Annotated in this window: 10 protein-coding genes, 8 tRNA genes and 8 other RNA genes; 6 read left to right on the top strand and 20 right to left on the bottom strand. The window is 53.6% G+C overall.

Features of this window, described 5'->3' with window-relative positions; translation table 11 throughout:
- Positions 1-116: 116 nt before the first annotated feature.
- Positions 117-1541, top strand: coding sequence for a YchO/YchP family invasin (locus ACLD4F_RS04075; RefSeq protein WP_001116352.1), 1425 nt, complete (start codon positions 117-119; stop codon positions 1539-1541).
- Here the strand turns inward: ACLD4F_RS04075 and narL are convergent, their stop codons facing one another.
- Positions 1542-2192, bottom strand: coding sequence for a two-component system response regulator NarL (narL, locus tag ACLD4F_RS04070; protein WP_001633832.1), 651 nt, complete (start codon positions 2190-2192; stop codon positions 1542-1544). It lies immediately after the preceding gene.
- The gene (gene narX, locus ACLD4F_RS04065; protein WP_080108496.1) at positions 2185-3981 is read right to left on the bottom strand and encodes a nitrate/nitrite two-component system sensor histidine kinase NarX; all 1797 of its coding nucleotides are present in this window, start codon (positions 3979-3981) and stop codon (positions 2185-2187) included. The genes narL and narX overlap by 8 nt, the downstream gene beginning before the upstream one ends.
- Before the next feature lie 340 nt (positions 3982-4321).
- Here narX and narK point away from each other — a divergent pair, with 340 nt between their 5' ends.
- The 5 genes from narK to narI all read left to right on the top strand — a co-directional run bounded on the left by narK (position 4322) and on the right by narI (position 12769).
- Positions 4322-5719 carry a nitrate transporter NarK gene (gene narK / locus ACLD4F_RS04060; protein ID WP_000019848.1) on the top strand — a complete coding sequence of 466 codons (1398 nt, stop codon included), beginning with the start codon at positions 4322-4324 and terminating at the stop codon, positions 5717-5719.
- A gap of 387 nt (positions 5720-6106) precedes the next feature.
- The gene (locus ACLD4F_RS04055) at positions 6107-9850 is read left to right on the top strand and encodes a nitrate reductase subunit alpha (protein WP_023205875.1); all 3744 of its coding nucleotides are present in this window, start codon (positions 6107-6109) and stop codon (positions 9848-9850) included.
- On the top strand, positions 9847-11385 hold the full coding sequence (narH, locus tag ACLD4F_RS04050; RefSeq protein WP_411010682.1) for a nitrate reductase subunit beta: 1539 nt from the start codon (positions 9847-9849) through the stop codon (positions 11383-11385). Before ACLD4F_RS04055 ends, narH begins: the two co-directional genes overlap by 4 nt.
- Positions 11382-12092: a nitrate reductase molybdenum cofactor assembly chaperone gene (gene narJ / locus ACLD4F_RS04045; protein WP_000571668.1), complete on the top strand. Its 711-nt coding sequence runs from the start codon at positions 11382-11384 to the stop codon at positions 12090-12092. The genes narH and narJ overlap by 4 nt, the downstream gene beginning before the upstream one ends.
- Positions 12092-12769, top strand: coding sequence for a respiratory nitrate reductase subunit gamma (narI, locus tag ACLD4F_RS04040; protein ID WP_045343554.1), 678 nt, complete (start codon positions 12092-12094; stop codon positions 12767-12769). Before narJ ends, narI begins: the two co-directional genes overlap by 1 nt.
- Before the next feature lie 210 nt (positions 12770-12979).
- Here narI and ACLD4F_RS04035 read toward each other — a convergent pair.
- From ACLD4F_RS04035 to ACLD4F_RS03950, 18 genes are all read right to left on the bottom strand, one after another.
- Positions 12980-13111: non-coding RNA, RtT sRNA (locus tag ACLD4F_RS04035), on the bottom strand.
- 44 nt (positions 13112-13155) lie between these two features.
- Positions 13156-13240: transfer RNA gene (locus tag ACLD4F_RS04030), tRNA-Tyr, on the bottom strand.
- 34 nt (positions 13241-13274) lie between these two features.
- A non-coding RNA gene (locus tag ACLD4F_RS04025) (RtT sRNA) lies at positions 13275-13406 on the bottom strand.
- A 44-nt stretch (positions 13407-13450) separates the two neighbouring features.
- Positions 13451-13535: transfer RNA gene (locus tag ACLD4F_RS04020), tRNA-Tyr, on the bottom strand.
- A 34-nt stretch (positions 13536-13569) separates the two neighbouring features.
- Positions 13570-13701, bottom strand: a non-coding RNA gene (locus ACLD4F_RS04015) — RtT sRNA.
- A 44-nt stretch (positions 13702-13745) separates the two neighbouring features.
- Positions 13746-13830: transfer RNA gene (locus ACLD4F_RS04010), tRNA-Tyr, on the bottom strand.
- A 34-nt stretch (positions 13831-13864) separates the two neighbouring features.
- Positions 13865-13996, bottom strand: a non-coding RNA gene (locus tag ACLD4F_RS04005) — RtT sRNA.
- A gap of 44 nt (positions 13997-14040) precedes the next feature.
- Positions 14041-14125: transfer RNA gene (locus ACLD4F_RS04000), tRNA-Tyr, on the bottom strand.
- 34 nt (positions 14126-14159) lie between these two features.
- Positions 14160-14291, bottom strand: a non-coding RNA gene (locus ACLD4F_RS03995) — RtT sRNA.
- A 44-nt stretch (positions 14292-14335) separates the two neighbouring features.
- Positions 14336-14420 (bottom strand) — tRNA-Tyr (locus tag ACLD4F_RS03990).
- Between the two features lie 34 nt (positions 14421-14454).
- Positions 14455-14586, bottom strand: a non-coding RNA gene (locus tag ACLD4F_RS03985) — RtT sRNA.
- Between the two features lie 44 nt (positions 14587-14630).
- Positions 14631-14715, bottom strand: a tRNA-Tyr gene (locus ACLD4F_RS03980).
- Between the two features lie 34 nt (positions 14716-14749).
- A non-coding RNA gene (locus tag ACLD4F_RS03975) (RtT sRNA) lies at positions 14750-14881 on the bottom strand.
- A 44-nt stretch (positions 14882-14925) separates the two neighbouring features.
- A tRNA-Tyr gene (locus tag ACLD4F_RS03970) sits at positions 14926-15010 on the bottom strand.
- A 34-nt stretch (positions 15011-15044) separates the two neighbouring features.
- Positions 15045-15176, bottom strand: a non-coding RNA gene (locus tag ACLD4F_RS03965) — RtT sRNA.
- A 44-nt stretch (positions 15177-15220) separates the two neighbouring features.
- Positions 15221-15305 (bottom strand) — tRNA-Tyr (locus tag ACLD4F_RS03960).
- Between the two features lie 158 nt (positions 15306-15463).
- Complete coding sequence (gene purU / locus ACLD4F_RS03955; protein WP_001191156.1) at positions 15464-16306, bottom strand: formyltetrahydrofolate deformylase; 843 nt, start codon at positions 16304-16306, stop codon at positions 15464-15466.
- 50 nt (positions 16307-16356) lie between these two features.
- Positions 16357-16815, bottom strand: a complete 459-nt coding sequence (locus tag ACLD4F_RS03950) for a YchJ family protein (protein WP_001682412.1) — start codon at positions 16813-16815, stop codon at positions 16357-16359.
- Positions 16816-16860 lie beyond the last annotated feature (45 nt).

Below are 16860 nucleotides of genomic sequence, written 5' to 3'. Positions count from 1 at the left end.
GTGCCGCCAAATGCGTGGATAAAATCCCGGGACGCTCTGCGGAAAAAAATAAGGATATTCCTGGAAGCACGAGAAAAGGCTGCAAAACCTGTCCGGACACGTTATGGTTTACTCTGATGCCATTCCTCTTATCTTTTGTTGTAGAAGTTGCCGACACGTTGAGCCGTATTGTTTTTCGTTCATTCTCACTCTCGCTTCTCTTGCTGGCTGCCAGCGGTACGATCCGTGCGCAGGCGCAAGATCCTTTCACGCAAAACCGTCTGCCGGATTTAGGCATGATGCCGGAATCCCACGAAGGGGAAAAGCATTTTGCCGAGATGGCCAAAGCGTTTGGCGAAGCCAGCATGAAAAATAACGATCTGGATACCGGTGAACAGGCGCGGCAATTCGCTTTCGGACAGGTACGCGATGTGGTCAGCGAGCAGGTTAACCAGCAGCTTGAAAGCTGGCTATCAGCCTGGGGCAGCGCCAGCGTGGATATTAACGTCGATAACGAAGGTCATTTTAACGGCAGTCGCGGAAGCTGGTTTATCCCTTTACAGGATAAACAGCGCTATCTGACCTGGAGCCAGCTTGGTCTTACGCAACAGACTGACGGACTGGTAAGCAACGTTGGCATAGGACAGCGCTGGGCGCAGGATGGCTGGCTTCTTGGCTATAATACCTTTTACGATAATCTGCTGGATGAAAATCTGCAGCGCGCCGGCTTTGGCGCGGAGGCGTGGGGAGAATATTTGCGTTTATCCGCCAACTATTATCAGCCTTTTGCCGACTGGCAGACGCATACGGCGACCTTAGAACAGCGAATGGCGCGCGGGTATGATATCAACGCGCAAATGCGGCTGCCGTTTTACCAGCATATCAATACCAGCGTTAGTCTGGAGCAGTACTTTGGCGATAGCGTGGATCTGTTTGACTCCGGAACGGGGTATCACAATCCTGTCGCGTTAAAACTGGGTCTCAACTATACGCCAGTACCTTTGCTTACCATGACCGCCCAGCACAAACAGGGCGAGAGCGGGGTCAGTCAGAATAACCTGGGGCTGACGCTTAACTACCGCTTCGGCGTGCCGCTCAAAAAGCAGCTTGCCGCCAGTGAAGTGGCGCAAAGCCAGTCATTACGCGGTAGCCGCTATGATACGCCGCAACGTAACTCGTTGCCGACAATGGAGTATCGGCAGCGTAAAACGTTAACGGTTTTTCTGGCGACGCCGCCCTGGGATCTTACGCCTGGTGAGACGGTTGCGTTAAAATTGCAGGTGCGCAGCGTGCACGGTATTCGTCATTTGAGCTGGCAGGGCGATACACAGGCATTAAGTTTGACGGCAGGAACGGACACCCGCAGTACCGAGGGCTGGACAATCATTATGCCGGCCTGGGATCACCGCGAAGGCGCGGCAAATCGCTGGCGTTTATCGGTGGTGGTTGAGGATGAAAAAGGTCAGCGTGTCTCTTCCAATGAGATCACGCTCGCGCTGACTGAACCGTTTATCACGATGCCGGACGATAATCCGCATTGGCAACCGTTCCAGGAGCAATAATTAAAAGATGCGTTCCTGATGCACCCAGACGGCGGCCTCCACGCGCGATTTCAGCTTCATTTTCTTGAGCATATGTTTCACGTGCACTTTGACCGTACTTTCGGTGATATCCAGACGTCGGGCAATCATCTTATTCGGCAATCCCTGCGCGATGAGCTTCAGAATATCGCGCTCACGCGGGGTGAGTTGCGTTACATCGCGATCGGTGGTGGAGCGGTTGGCCCGCAGGCTGGCCGCCAGTACCGGCGTTAACGCTTCACTTAATACCATTTCGCCGGCGGCGGCCTGTTGTAACGCTTTGAGCAAGTCCTCCGGCTCCATGTCTTTTAACAGATAACCGTCCGCGCCGCGCTTTAGCGCCGTGACGACATCTTCTTCATGGTTGGATACGCTGAAAACGACAATACGTCCTGACAGCGCTTTTTCGCGTAATTTATCCAGCGTTTCGAGACCATTCATTCCCGGCATATTCAAATCAAGGAGGATCAGATCGGGATCGAGCGATTCCGCCAGGTCAATACCCTGCTCACCGTTGCTGGCTTCTCCGACCACGCTGATATCGGGCGCCATACTCACAAGCTGCTTTACACCCGTGCGTAGCATCGGATGGTCGTCAATTAACAGGATGGTTGCCGGTTCCTGATTATTCATGGGTATCTCCCTGGGTTTCTGTGAAGTTTGTTTCTGGAATAAAAGTAACAGTGACCTCTGTTCCGCCAGTCTCGCGTCGGCGTACCTGGCAATCGCCGCGCAAACTTTGCGCCCGATCGCGCATGATGATCATGCCGTAGTGATTACTGCGTTCGGCGTTTTCCGGGACGCCGCAGCCATTATCCTGCACTTTTAGTTTGACCTGTTTGCCACATTGCGTCACTGTCACCACCACATCGTCGGCATGAGAGTGTTTAAGGGCGTTGCTGAGGGCTTCCCTGGCAATTTGCAACAGGTGTATCGCCTGGTGTGAAGGCACCAGGCGGGGGGGAAGCTGATAATCCAGTTTTACCGTAAAGCCAAACCGGGCGCTGAACTCCTGGCAGCTTGCCTCCAGCGCCGGACGTAGCCCGGGTTCCGTCAACTGTAACCGGAAAGTAGTTAACAGTTCGCGCAGTTGCGCCCAGGAGCAGTTTAGCTCATTGCGAATTTGGCTGAGTAACTCACGGCTGCTTTCCGGTAACACGTCGCCCTGCATTTGCAGGCAGCTCACCTGCATCTTCATACAAGAGAGCGACTGGGCAATAGAATCATGCAGTTCGCGGGCAATGGTGGCACGCTCTTCCATGACAATCAACTGCTGCTGGCGCTCCTGATGCCTGTCGAGCGCCAGAGTCGCGGTAAGCTGTTCAACCAGCGTGTCCACCAACTGTTGCTGATCGTGGCTGAGATGGCGTCCATAGGGCAGCGTCGCCAGCAAAATACCGTATTGGGTGTGAGCATCGGTGAGCCGCCATTTTAAAGTGGTGCCGCCGTTAATCATCGGCAGGGCGCTACGTGGGCAAAGGTGGCAGCCTTTATCATCGCAACTGATGTCCGACTGACAAGTAAATTCCTGGTGATTATCTTCATCTTCCAGGTCATAGACTCGCAGCTCAATATCATGCAACTGGGTTAAATTTTGCAGGCCATTCAGTACCGGTGAAAGACGCTCACATAGCGGAGCCTGTGAATGCAGTCGGCGGTTGGCTTGCCACAAAAACGAGAGAATCTGGTTTTTATGTTCCAGACCGGCTGTTTTTTCCTGTACGCGCTGTTCCAGTACCGCATAACTTTCGGCCAGTTCTTCAGACATATTATTGAGCGCAGAACCCAACGCGGCCATCTCATTGCGTCCACTGATATTGGCACGTTGGGTAAAGTCGCGCTGACTGACGGCGCGCGCCATTGATAATAACTGTTTCCAGGGCTGCAAAAGGCGAACACGTAGCCAGATAATCGTAAATACCAGCAATAGCGCCATAAAGATCGCCATTACCCGGTGAACTAATACCACGCGTTCGATACGCAATTCAGTAGTATGGTCGAACGACGTCACCAGGCGATCCAGGCCCGCCACAAAGCGCGTGACATCTTCTGCGACCGCGTGCGCGTTTTGCGCGTGCTGTAGTCCTGGCGAGAGTTCGTTATGCCAGTAATCCTGCAACGCTTTAAGCTGCTTCTGCTGCCCGTCTCGCTCAGCGGCGCGGGTCAGTTCCGGGCTGAATGCCGTTTGCTCCATCTCATCCAGCAGCTTTTGATCTTTAGCATCCAGCGGGACAGCGGCCAGTAGTCGATAGCTTTGCATACGCAATGAGCCCGCTTTATTAATCGCATGAGCGCTACCCTGCACGCCCTGAACCAGCCAGCCGGAAACCGCCATCCCCGCCACGCCGATAGCGGTAGAGAGCATGACAATCAGCGCCAGTTGGTTAACCAGCGTAAGAGGAGAGAAACACCGTTTAAACATGTTACCTTCTTTCTTCGGGGTAATGTCGCCGAAAAAACGTAGCAAAAAAGAGGGGCGTCAATCGGCTGTGCCGCTATTCTCAACGATACAGCGGAGTATACCCATACCTATAACGAGTTACTCCTTAATTGCCGCCGTAGAGAGGTATCTGCGACGGGAAGGAGTAGACAGACACAGCATGGTGAAAAACCACAGCTTTTTTACCAAAATAGCCTACTCATTAAGGATAATAACGCTTTTTAGTCGCCGGTGATGACGACTTTTCCTTTGATTTATATCAACTTACCTTCGGCAGTAAACCCTAATGTGGCAGACATCAAATCAAGAATCAGAGGTGTCTATGAGTCACTCATCCGCCCCGGAAAGGGCAACTGGCGCTGTTATCACGGAATGGCGTCCGGAAGATCCGGCATTCTGGCAGCAGCGCGGCCATCGTGTCGCCAGCCGTAATCTGTGGATTTCTGTGCCGTGTTTACTGCTGGCGTTTTGCGTCTGGATGCTATTCAGCGCAGTGGCGGTGAACCTGCCGAAAGTGGGATTTAATTTTACGACCGATCAGCTCTTTATGTTGACTGCGCTACCATCTGTTTCCGGCGCGCTGCTACGGGTGCCTTACTCCTTTATGGTGCCGCTATTTGGCGGACGTCGCTGGACAGCGTTCAGTACCGGTATCCTCATCGTGCCTTGCGTATGGTTAGGCTTTGCCGTTCAGGATACCAGTACGCCATTTAGCACTTTCATTATTATTTCCTTGCTGTGTGGTTTTGCCGGCGCGAACTTTGCCTCCAGTATGGCGAACATCAGCTTTTTCTTTCCTAAACAAAAGCAGGGCGGCGCGCTGGGTTTGAACGGCGGTCTGGGCAATATGGGCGTGAGCGTGATGCAGCTGGTTGCGCCGCTGGTGGTTTCGCTCTCTATCTTTGCCGCCTTTGGCAGCCACGGTGTAGAGCAGCCGGACGGTTCTCAGCTCTATCTGGCGAACGCGGCCTGGATTTGGGTGCCTTTCCTGGCCATTTTTACGCTGGCAGCGTGGTTCGGCATGAACGAACTGGCGACGTCTAAGGCCTCGCTAAAAGAGCAACTGCCGGTGCTCAAACGTGGTCATCTGTGGATCATGAGTCTGCTGTATTTGGCAACCTTCGGATCGTTTATCGGTTTCTCCGCGGGGTTCGCTATGCTGTCTAAAACGCAATTCCCGGATGTGCAGATCCTGCATTATGCGTTTTTCGGTCCGTTTATCGGCGCGCTGGCGCGTTCGGCAGGCGGCGCAATTTCTGACCGTCTGGGGGGGACCCGCGTCACGCTTATCAACTTTGTCCTGATGGCGATTTTCAGCGGTCTGCTGTTCCTGACATTACCTACTGGCGGCGTTGGCGGTAGCTTTATCGCGTTCTACGGGGTATTTCTGGCGCTGTTCCTGACGGCGGGGCTGGGGAGTGGTTCTACCTTCCAGATGATCTCCGTTATCTTCCGTAAACTGACGATGGACCGGGTTAAAGCGGAAGGCGGGTCGGACGAAAGAGCCATGCGTGAAGCGGCGACCGATACGGCGGCGGCGCTGGGCTTTATTTCCGCGATTGGCGCGATTGGCGGCTTTTTTATTCCGAAAGCGTTTGGTTCATCTTTAGCATTAACCGGTTCTCCAGTCGGCGCGATGAAGGTCTTTCTTATTTTCTATATCGCCTGCGTCGTTATTACCTGGGCGGTATATGGACGTCATTCTAAAAATAAAAAGTAACTTTTGATTATCCTTTGCGCGGCGTTAGACCGCGCTTTTTTTTACCCGCATTTAGTTACAACATACTTATAGTCAAGAAGAGAGGCGCGACAGGGCTGACCACGCTCATCTTTATCGGTCATCCAGGGGGATACCCCTTAATACCCACTTGTTGAAAATTTAACATTCATGTCGTGCGTAAATTTAATTTTATGTAATTAAATCAACAATATATATAAATAAAACTCCTCCTCCAAAAGGAGTATGCAGAAGGTTTGCGCGCCATTTGCATCCCTGTCCGCCTTGATCGTTATCAATTCTCACGCCCATTCAGCGCGTTACCTTCGCCCTTAGTTAAGCAATGTCGATTTATCAGAGAGCCGTAAGGTTCCACACAGGAGAAACCCGATGAGTAAATTCCTGGACCGGTTTCGCTACTTCAAGCAGAAGGGCGAAACCTTTGCCGATGGGCACGGCCAGCTTCTCGAAACAAACCGGGACTGGGAGGACGGATACCGCCAACGTTGGCAGCATGACAAAATTGTGCGCTCAACCCATGGGGTGAACTGCACCGGTTCTTGTAGCTGGAAAATTTATGTCAAAAATGGTCTGGTGACCTGGGAAACACAGCAAACCGATTACCCGCGCACCCGTCCTGATATGCCAAACCATGAACCTCGCGGCTGCCCGCGCGGCGCAAGTTACTCCTGGTATCTCTACAGCGCTAACCGACTGAAATATCCGCTAATGCGCAAACGTCTGATGAAGATGTGGCGCGAGGCGAAAAAACTGCATCGCGATCCGGTAGAGGCATGGGCCTCCATTATTGAAGATGCCGATAAAGCCAAAAGCTTCAAACAGGCGCGTGGTCGTGGCGGCTTTGTTCGCTCCTCATGGCAGGAAGTGAACGAGCTGATCGCCGCCTCCAACGTGTACACCGTGAAAACCTATGGCCCTGACCGCGTCGCGGGCTTCTCACCCATCCCGGCGATGTCGATGGTTTCCTACGCTTCCGGCGCACGTTATCTTTCGCTGATTGGCGGCACCTGCCTGAGCTTCTACGACTGGTACTGCGACCTGCCGCCAGCCTCCCCGCAAACCTGGGGCGAGCAGACCGACGTGCCGGAATCCGCTGACTGGTACAACTCCAGCTATATTATCGCCTGGGGCTCTAACGTGCCGCAAACCCGTACGCCGGACGCCCACTTCTTTACCGAAGTACGTTACAAAGGCACTAAAACCGTCGCGGTGACGCCGGACTATGCTGAAATCGCCAAACTGTGCGATCTGTGGCTGGCGCCGAAGCAGGGGACCGATGCGGCGATGGCGCTGGCGATGGGCCACGTCATGCTGCGCGAATTCCACCTCGACAACCCGCGCCAGTACTTCACCGATTATGTCCGCCGCTATACCGACATGCCAATGCTGGTGATGCTTGAAGAGCGTGATGGTTATTATGCCGCAGGTCGTATGCTGCGCGCTGCCGATCTCGTTGATTCGCTGGGGCAGGAAAATAACCCGGAATGGAAAACCGTCGCTATCAATAGCAACGGTGAAATGGTGGCGCCAAATGGCTCCATCGGCTTCCGCTGGGGTGAAAAAGGCAAATGGAACCTCGAACAGCGCGACGGGACTACCGGTGCAGAAACTGAATTGCAGCTCAGCTTGCTGGGCAGCCAGGATGAGATTGCTGACGTGGGCTTCCCGTATTTCGGCGGCGAAGGTTCAGAGTACTTTAATCATGTGGCGCTGGATAACGTCCTGCTGCATAAACTGCCGGCAAAACGTCTGCAACTGGCCGATGGTTCTACCGCGTTAGTCACCACCGTGTATGACCTGACCATGGCGAACTATGGTCTGGAACGCGGCCTGAACGATGAAAATTGTGCCGCCAGTTATGACGATACCAAAGCATATACGCCAGCATGGGCCGAGCAGATCACCGGCGTGCCGCGGGCGCAGATCATCCGTATCGCACGGGAGTTCGCCGATAACGCGGACAAAACGCACGGGCGTTCAATGATTATCGTTGGCGCCGGTCTGAACCACTGGTATCACCTCGATATGAACTATCGCGGGCTGATTAATATGTTGGTGTTCTGTGGTTGCGTTGGTCAGAGCGGCGGCGGCTGGGCGCACTACGTCGGTCAGGAAAAACTGCGTCCGCAGACCGGCTGGCAGCCGCTGGCGTTTGCCCTTGACTGGCAGCGTCCGGCGCGTCACATGAACAGCACCTCTTACTTCTATAACCACTCCAGCCAGTGGCGCTACGAGACGGTGACCGCCGAGGAGTTACTGTCGCCGATGGCGGACAAATCCCGCTATAGCGGTCATCTGATTGACTTCAATGTGCGCGCCGAGCGTATGGGCTGGTTGCCGTCGGCACCGCAGTTAGGCACCAACCCGCTGTACATTGCGCGTGAAGCGGAAAAAGCCGGTATGACGCCGGTAGATTATACCGTCAAATCCCTGAAAGAGGGTTCGATTCGCTTTGCCGCCGAGCAGCCGGAAAACGGTAAAAACCACCCGCGTAACCTGTTCATCTGGCGTTCTAACCTGCTTGGGTCTTCCGGTAAAGGCCATGAGTACATGCTGAAGTATCTGCTGGGTACTGAGCATGGTATTCAGGGGCTGGATCTGGGTAAACAGGGCGGTGTGAAGCCGGAAGAAGTGGAGTGGCGTGACAATGGCCTGGACGGCAAACTGGATCTGGTGGTGACGCTGGACTTCCGCCTGTCGAGCACCTGCCTGTACTCCGATATCGTACTGCCGACCGCCACCTGGTATGAAAAAGACGATATGAATACCTCGGATATGCATCCGTTTATTCATCCGCTGTCTGCCGCCGTAGATCCGGCCTGGGAATCGAAAAGCGACTGGGAAATCTACAAAGGCATTGCGAAGAAATTCTCCGAAGTCTGTGTAGGCCACCTGGGTAAAGAGACTGACGTCGTGACGCTGCCGATCCAGCACGATTCTGCCGCTGAACTGGCGCAGCCGCTGGACGTGAAAGACTGGAAAAAAGGCGAATGCGACCTGATTCCAGGGAAAACCGCGCCGCACATCATGACCGTTGAGCGTGATTATCCGGCCACCTATGAGCGATTTACCTCTATCGGCCCGCTGATGGAGAAAATCGGCAACGGCGGGAAAGGAATTGCCTGGAACACGCAGAGCGAAATGGACTTGCTGCGTAAGCTCAATTACACCAAAGCGGACGGTCCGGCGAAAGGCCAGCCGATGCTCAACACGGCGATTGACGCGGCAGAGATGATCCTGACGTTAGCGCCGGAAACCAACGGTCAGGTGGCGGTGAAAGCCTGGGCGGCGCTGAGCGAGTTTACCGGTCGCGACCATACGCATCTGGCAACCAATAAAGAAGAAGAGAAAATCCGCTTCCGCGATATTCAGGCCCAGCCGCGCAAAATTATCTCCAGCCCGACCTGGTCTGGCCTGGAAGATGAACATGTGTCTTATAACGCCGGTTATACCAACGTCCATGAGCTGATCCCATGGCGTACGCTGTCTGGTCGCCAGCAGTTGTATCAGGATCACCAGTGGATGCGTGATTTCGGCGAAAGTTTGCTGGTGTATCGTCCACCGATCGACACCCGCTCGGTGAAAGCGGTGATGGGGCGTAAATCCAACGGTAATCCGGAGAAGGCGCTCAACTTCCTGACGCCGCACCAGAAATGGGGTATCCACTCGACCTACAGCGATAACCTGTTGATGCTGACCTTGTCGCGTGGCGGCCCGATTGTATGGATGAGCGAAACCGACGCCAAAGAGCTGGGCATTGAAGATAACGACTGGATCGAAGTCTTCAACAGCAACGGCGCATTGACCGCACGCGCAGTGGTCAGCCAGCGTGTACCGGCGGGTATGACCATGATGTACCACGCGCAGGAACGTATCGTAAACCTGCCGGGGTCGGAAATTACCCAGCAGCGCGGCGGTATTCATAACTCGGTGACGCGCATTACGCCGAAACCGACCCATATGATCGGCGGCTATGCGCAGTTAGCCTACGGCTTTAACTACTACGGTACCGTCGGCTCCAACCGCGATGAGTTTGTGGTGGTACGTAAGATGAAGAACATTAACTGGTTGGATGGCGAAGGCAATGACCAGGTACAGGAGAGCGTAAAATGAAAATTCGTTCACAAGTCGGCATGGTGCTGAATCTCGATAAGTGCATCGGCTGTCATACCTGTTCAGTCACCTGTAAAAACGTCTGGACCAGCCGTGAAGGTATGGAGTACGCCTGGTTCAACAACGTGGAAAGTAAGCCCGGCGTTGGTTTTCCGAATGACTGGGAAAATCAGGAAAAATGGAAAGGCGGCTGGATCCGCAAAATTAACGGCAAGCTACAGCCGCGCATGGGCAACCGGGCGCTGCTGCTGGGTAAAATCTTTGCTAACCCGCATCTGCCGGGCATGGATGATTACTACGAGCCGTTTGATTTTGACTATCAGAATTTGCACACCGCGCCGGAAGGCAGCAAAGCGCAGCCGATTGCCCGCCCGCGCTCGTTGATTACCGGTCAGCGGATGGACAAAATTACCAGCGGTCCGAACTGGGAAGAAATTCTGGGCGGCGAATTCGAAAAACGCGCCAAGGACCAGAACTTCGAAAACATGCAGAAGGCGATGTACGGCCAGTTCGAAAACACCTTCATGATGTACCTGCCGCGCCTGTGCGAGCATTGCCTTAACCCGGCGTGTGTGGCGACCTGCCCAAGCGGTGCTATCTACAAGCGTGAAGAAGATGGCATCGTGCTGATCGACCAGGACAAGTGCCGCGGCTGGCGGATGTGCATCACCGGCTGCCCGTACAAGAAGATTTACTTCAACTGGAAGAGCGGCAAGTCCGAGAAGTGCATCTTCTGCTACCCGCGTATCGAAGCCGGTCAGCCGACCGTTTGCTCGGAAACCTGCGTGGGCCGTATCCGTTATCTTGGCGTACTGCTGTATGACGCCGATGCCATTGAAAGCGCCGCCAGTACGGAAAACGAAAAAGATCTATACCAGCGTCAACTGGACGTGTTCCTCGATCCAAACGATCCGGCTGTCATTGAGCAGGCGCTGAAGGATGGCGTGCCGCAGAGCGTGATCGATGCGGCGCAGCAATCGCCAGTGTACAAAATGGCGATGGACTGGAAGCTGGCGCTGCCGCTGCATCCGGAATACCGCACGCTGCCGATGGTCTGGTACGTGCCGCCTTTGTCACCGATTCAGTCTGCCGCCGACGCGGGTGAACTGGGCAGCAACGGTATTCTGCCGGATGTAGACAGTCTGCGTATCCCGGTGCAGTACTTGGCGAACCTGTTGACCGCTGGCGACACTCAGCCGGTACTGTTGGCGCTGAAACGGATGCTGGCGATGCGTCACTACAAACGTGCGGAAACCGTAGACGGTAAAGTGGATACCCGCGCTCTGGAAGAGGTGGGTTTAAGCGAAGCCCAGGCGCAGGAAATGTATCGTTATCTGGCGATTGCCAACTATGAAGATCGCTTTGTGGTACCGAGCAGCCATCGTGAACTGGCGCGTGACGCATTCCCGGAGAAAAACGGTTGTGGCTTTACCTTCGGCGATGGTTGCCACGGGTCTGATACCAAATTCAATCTGTTCAACAGCCGCCGCATCGACGCTGTTGATGTGACCAGCAAAACGGAGCCGCACGCATGATTGAACTCGTCATTGTTTCGCGTCTGCTCGAGTACCCGGATGCTGCCCTGTGGCAGCATCAGCAGGAGTTGTTCGATGCGCTCGCGTCATCTGAGAACCTGGATAAAGAGGATGCCCAGACTCTGGGCGTTTTCCTGCGCGATTTAACCGCGCAGGACATGCTGGATGTACAGGCCGCTTATAGCGAACTGTTTGACCGTGGCCGTGCCACATCGCTGCTGCTGTTTGAACATGTACACGGGGAATCCCGCGATCGCGGTCAGGCGATGGTTGACCTGATGGCACAGTATGAGCAGCACGGTTTGCAGCTCGACAGCCGCGAACTTCCCGATCATCTGCCGCTGTATCTGGAATACCTTGCGCAGTTGCCGAAAAGCGAAGCGTTAGGGGGGTTACAGGATATCGCGCCGATTCTGGCGTTGCTCAGCGCACGTTTGCAACAGCGTGACAGCCGTTATGCGGTGCTGTTCGATCTGCTGTTAAAACTGGCGAATACCGTTATCGACAGCGACAAAGTGGCTGAAAAAATTGCGAATGAAGCACGTGATGATACCCCACAGGCGTTGGATGCGGTCTGGGAAGAAGAGCAGGTGAAATTCTTCGCCGATCAGGGGTGTGGCGAGTCGGAAATCTCCGCTCACCAGCGTCGTTTTGCCGGGGCCGTGGCGCCGCAATATCTGAATATCACCACCGGAGGACAGCACTAATGCACTTCCTGAATATGTTCTTCTTTGATATCTACCCGTACATTGCCGGATCGGTATTTCTGATCGGTAGTTGGTTACGTTACGACTACGGCCAGTACACCTGGCGGGCGGCTTCCAGTCAGATGCTGGATCGCAAAGGAATGAACCTGGCGTCAAACCTGTTCCACATTGGGATTCTGGGTATTTTCGCCGGTCACTTCCTGGGCATGTTAACGCCGCACTGGATGTATGAAGCTTTTCTGCCGGTCGACGTGAAGCAGAAGATGGCGATGATTGCCGGCGGCGCCTGCGGCGTGCTGACGCTGGTTGGCGGTATTTTACTGCTCAAGCGTCGTCTGTTCAGCCCACGTGTCCGCGCCACCACTACCGGCGCAGATATTTTGATTCTCTCATTGCTGGTGATTCAGTGCGCGCTGGGTCTGCTGACCATTCCGTTCTCCGCCCGGCATATGGACGGGAGTGAAATGATGAAGCTGGTCGGATGGGCGCAGTCAGTTGTGACCTTCCACGGTGGCGCATCCGCACATCTGGACGGTGTGGCCTTTATCTTCCGTATGCACCTGGTACTGGGGATGACGCTGTTCCTGTTATTCCCATTCTCGCGCCTGGTGCATATCTGGAGCGTGCCGGTCGAGTACCTGACCCGCAAATACCAGATTGTTCGTGCACGTCACTGATTTTCTCTCGATGCCCTAAACTCCGCTTCGGCGGAGTTTTTTTATGGTTGTTTGCCGGATGGCGGCATAAATGCCTTATCCGGCCTACGCAGGCGTCAACTCTCCTGTAGGCCTGATAAGCGCAGTGCATCAGGCATATTGCGGGCAAGTATCGAGGGCAGAATATAGGACATTAAGGTTTGATCTTGCTGAAGTGCGACTGGGAGGTGATGGTGGTGGGGGAAGGATGACTCAGCGCTGCGCGCTTCGCCCTTCGGGTCGTTGCCGTTGGCAACGCTTTCTCGCTTTCGCTCGAATCGAACCTTAGTCGAAGCTTCTCATCCTTCCCCGTACAGAGAGATATGAGACACTGTGCTTAACGGGGATAAGATACGCGACGGGAGTGATGGTGGTGGGGGAAGGATTCGAACCTTCGAAGTCGATGACGGCAGATTTACAGTCTGCTCCCTTTGGCCGCTCGGGAACCCCACCAGGGGTAATTCAAATTGTAGGTAAAGCTTGAAGATGGTGGTGGGGGAAGGATTATTCGTCGCTTCGCTCCTCACCCTACGGGCCGTTGCCGTTGGCAACGTTCTCTCGCTTTCGCTCGAGTCGAACCTTAATCGAAGGTTCTCACCCTTCCCCGACAAGTGCAAACTTCTGCATTACTCATCGAGTTAACTACATCGCTGTAGTGAATAATGGTGGTGGGGGAAGGATTCGAACCTTCGAAGTCGATGACGGCAGATTTACAGTCTGCTCCCTTTGGCCGCTCGGGAACCCCACCAGGGGTAATTCAAATTGTAGGTAAAGCTTGAAGATGGTGGTGGGGGAAGGATTATTCGTCGCTTCGCTCCTCACCCTACGGGCCGTTGCCGTTGGCAACGTTCTCTCGCTTTCGCTCGAGTCGAACCTTAATCGAAGGTTCTCACCCTTCCCCGACAAGTGCAAACTTCTGCATTACTCATCGAGTTAACTACATCGCTGTAGTGAATAATGGTGGTGGGGGAAGGATTCGAACCTTCGAAGTCGATGACGGCAGATTTACAGTCTGCTCCCTTTGGCCGCTCGGGAACCCCACCAGGGGTAATTCAAATTGTAGGTAAAGCTTGAAGATGGTGGTGGGGGAAGGATTATTCGTCGCTTCGCTCCTCACCCTACGGGCCGTTGCCGTTGGCAACGTTCTCTCGCTTTCGCTCGAGTCGAACCTTAATCGAAGGTTCTCACCCTTCCCCGACAAGTGCAAACTTCTGCATTACTCATCGAGTTAACTACATCGCTGTAGTGAATAATGGTGGTGGGGGAAGGATTCGAACCTTCGAAGTCGATGACGGCAGATTTACAGTCTGCTCCCTTTGGCCGCTCGGGAACCCCACCAGGGGTAATTCAAATTGTAGGTAAAGCTTGAAGATGGTGGTGGGGGAAGGATTATTCGTCGCTTCGCTCCTCACCCTACGGGCCGTTGCCGTTGGCAACGTTCTCTCGCTTTCGCTCGAGTCGAACCTTAATCGAAGGTTCTCACCCTTCCCCGACAAGTGCAAACTTCTGCATTACTCATCGAGTTAACTACATCGCTGTAGTGAATAATGGTGGTGGGGGAAGGATTCGAACCTTCGAAGTCGATGACGGCAGATTTACAGTCTGCTCCCTTTGGCCGCTCGGGAACCCCACCAGGGGTAATTCAAATTGTAGGTAAAGCTTGAAGATGGTGGTGGGGGAAGGATTATTCGTCGCTTCGCTCCTCACCCTACGGGCCGTTGCCGTTGGCAACGTTCTCTCGCTTTCGCTCGAGTCGAACCTTAATCGAAGGTTCTCACCCTTCCCCGACAAGTGCAAACTTCTGCATTACTCATCGAGTTAACTACATCGCTGTAGTGAATAATGGTGGTGGGGGAAGGATTCGAACCTTCGAAGTCGATGACGGCAGATTTACAGTCTGCTCCCTTTGGCCGCTCGGGAACCCCACCAGGGGTAATTCAAATTGTAGGTAAAGCTTGAAGATGGTGGTGGGGGAAGGATTATTCGTCGCTTCGCTCCTCACCCTACGGGCCGTTGCCGTTGGCAACGTTCTCTCGCTTTCGCTCGAGTCGAACCTTAATCGAAGGTTCTCACCCTTCCCCGACAAGTGCAAACTTCTGCATTACTCATCGAGTTAACTACATCGCTGTAGTGAATAATGGTGGTGGGGGAAGGATTCGAACCTTCGAAGTCGATGACGGCAGATTTACAGTCTGCTCCCTTTGGCCGCTCGGGAACCCCACCAGGGGTAATTCAAATTGTAGGTAAAGCTTGAAGATGGTGGTGGGGGAAGGATTATTCGTCGCTTCGCTCCTCACCCTACGGGCCGTTGCCGTTGGCAACGTTCTCTCGCTTTCGCTCGAGTCGAACCTTAATCGAAGGTTCTCACCCTTCCCCGACAAGTGCAAACTTCTGCATTACTCATCGAGTTAACTACATCGCTGTAGTGAATAATGGTGGTGGGGGAAGGATTCGAACCTTCGAAGTCGATGACGGCAGATTTACAGTCTGCTCCCTTTGGCCGCTCGGGAACCCCACCACGGGGTAATGCTTAATACTGGCCCGCTTCCTTTCGGAAAGCGGGGCGCATCATATCAAATGACACGCCGCTGTAAAGCATTCCTTTGCCTGAAATGAACTGTTTGCGTACTTTTCATCCGTAACGGATTAAAGCTAATCAATTCATATTACTGACGATTAAAGAATAATCGTCCGATTGCCGTAAACAAAGACCCGCTGCGCCAGAACCTGATACAGCGCGCGGCTTAATACGTTTTTCTCAACGTCGCGCCCGGCACGCATCATATCTTCTGCTGTGTAGGTGTGATCGACGTGAATCACATCTTGCATAATGATCGGACCTTCATCCAGATTATCATTCACATAGTGCGCGGTAGCGCCGATGATTTTCACGCCGCGCTCATAGGCCTGATGATAAGGACGTGCACCAATAAAAGCAGGCAGGAATGAGTGGTGGATATTGATAATTTTGTTCGGAAAGCGCGCCACAAAACCTGGCGTCAAAACACGCATATACTTGGCCAGCACCACATAGTCCGGTTGATGGGCATCAATGGCGTCCGCCATCTTCGTGTCATGCTCTTCACGCGTTAATCCCTCATGGCTGACCAGTTCGAAAGGGATCTCAAAACGTTCAACCAGCGAGCGTAACGTTTCATGGTTGCCAATGACCGCGGCGATTTCAACATCCAGTCCGCCATAGTTGGCTTTCATCAGCAGGTCGCCCAGACAATGCGCCTCTTTAGTAACCAGAATCACTACCCGACGGCGTCCGGCGGGATTGAGTTCACGAACAGAGCCTTCCGGTAAGGCGCTGTCCAGATCGGCCAGAAGAGTGGAATCATTGAAGATGCCTTCCAGCTCGGTCCGCATAAAAAAGCGTCCGGTGCGATGGTCCACAAATTCATTGTTTTGCACAATATTAAGCTCGTGCTTATAGCAAATGTTGGTAATCCGCGCGATAAGGCCTTTTTGATCGGGACAAATAGTACGCAGAACTTTACGTTGTAGTGATTGCATTGCCGGAAAAATCCTGTTGAGAGTGTTTGCTGTATCGATACTGTCAGGCGTCACTGGCCGCAGCACTTTTTAAATTTTTTGCCTGAACCGCACGGGCAGGGATCATTTCGACCCAACTGCGGGCGGGTACCGTCAATATAATACCACTGACCGTTTTCTTTGATAAAACGAGAACGTTCGATAATCGCCCCGTTTTTCCCTTGTTCGGAAAAACGCGCGATAAAACTAACATACCCTGTATTTTCTGCTTCTGACCAGGTATGTTCAAAAATAGTCAGGCCGAGCCACCTGGTATTGGCAAATCCAGCGATGATATCATCACGAAACGCGGCCGCATTGCAGGTTGGATGCCAGCTCTTAATTAAGTAATCTGCGTCTTTCATCACAAAAGCGCAGTAACGAGAGCGCATGAGATGTGACGGATCGGGTGCTACTCGTTCTCCGGACACAATACGACCACAACATAGGCTATACTCGTCAGCGCTACCACAGGGACAAGGCTGAGACACAATAATCTCCCTGAATATAAAAAACGGCGTTGAACGCCAGGGTGG

This window comes from Salmonella sp. 741265050_HSA (genome assembly GCF_046569445.1).
In the GTDB taxonomy this organism is placed as follows: domain Bacteria; phylum Pseudomonadota; class Gammaproteobacteria; order Enterobacterales; family Enterobacteriaceae; genus Salmonella; species Salmonella enterica.
Note: the sequence above shows the minus strand (reverse complement) of the source record. Positions and strands in the feature narration are given on the sequence as shown.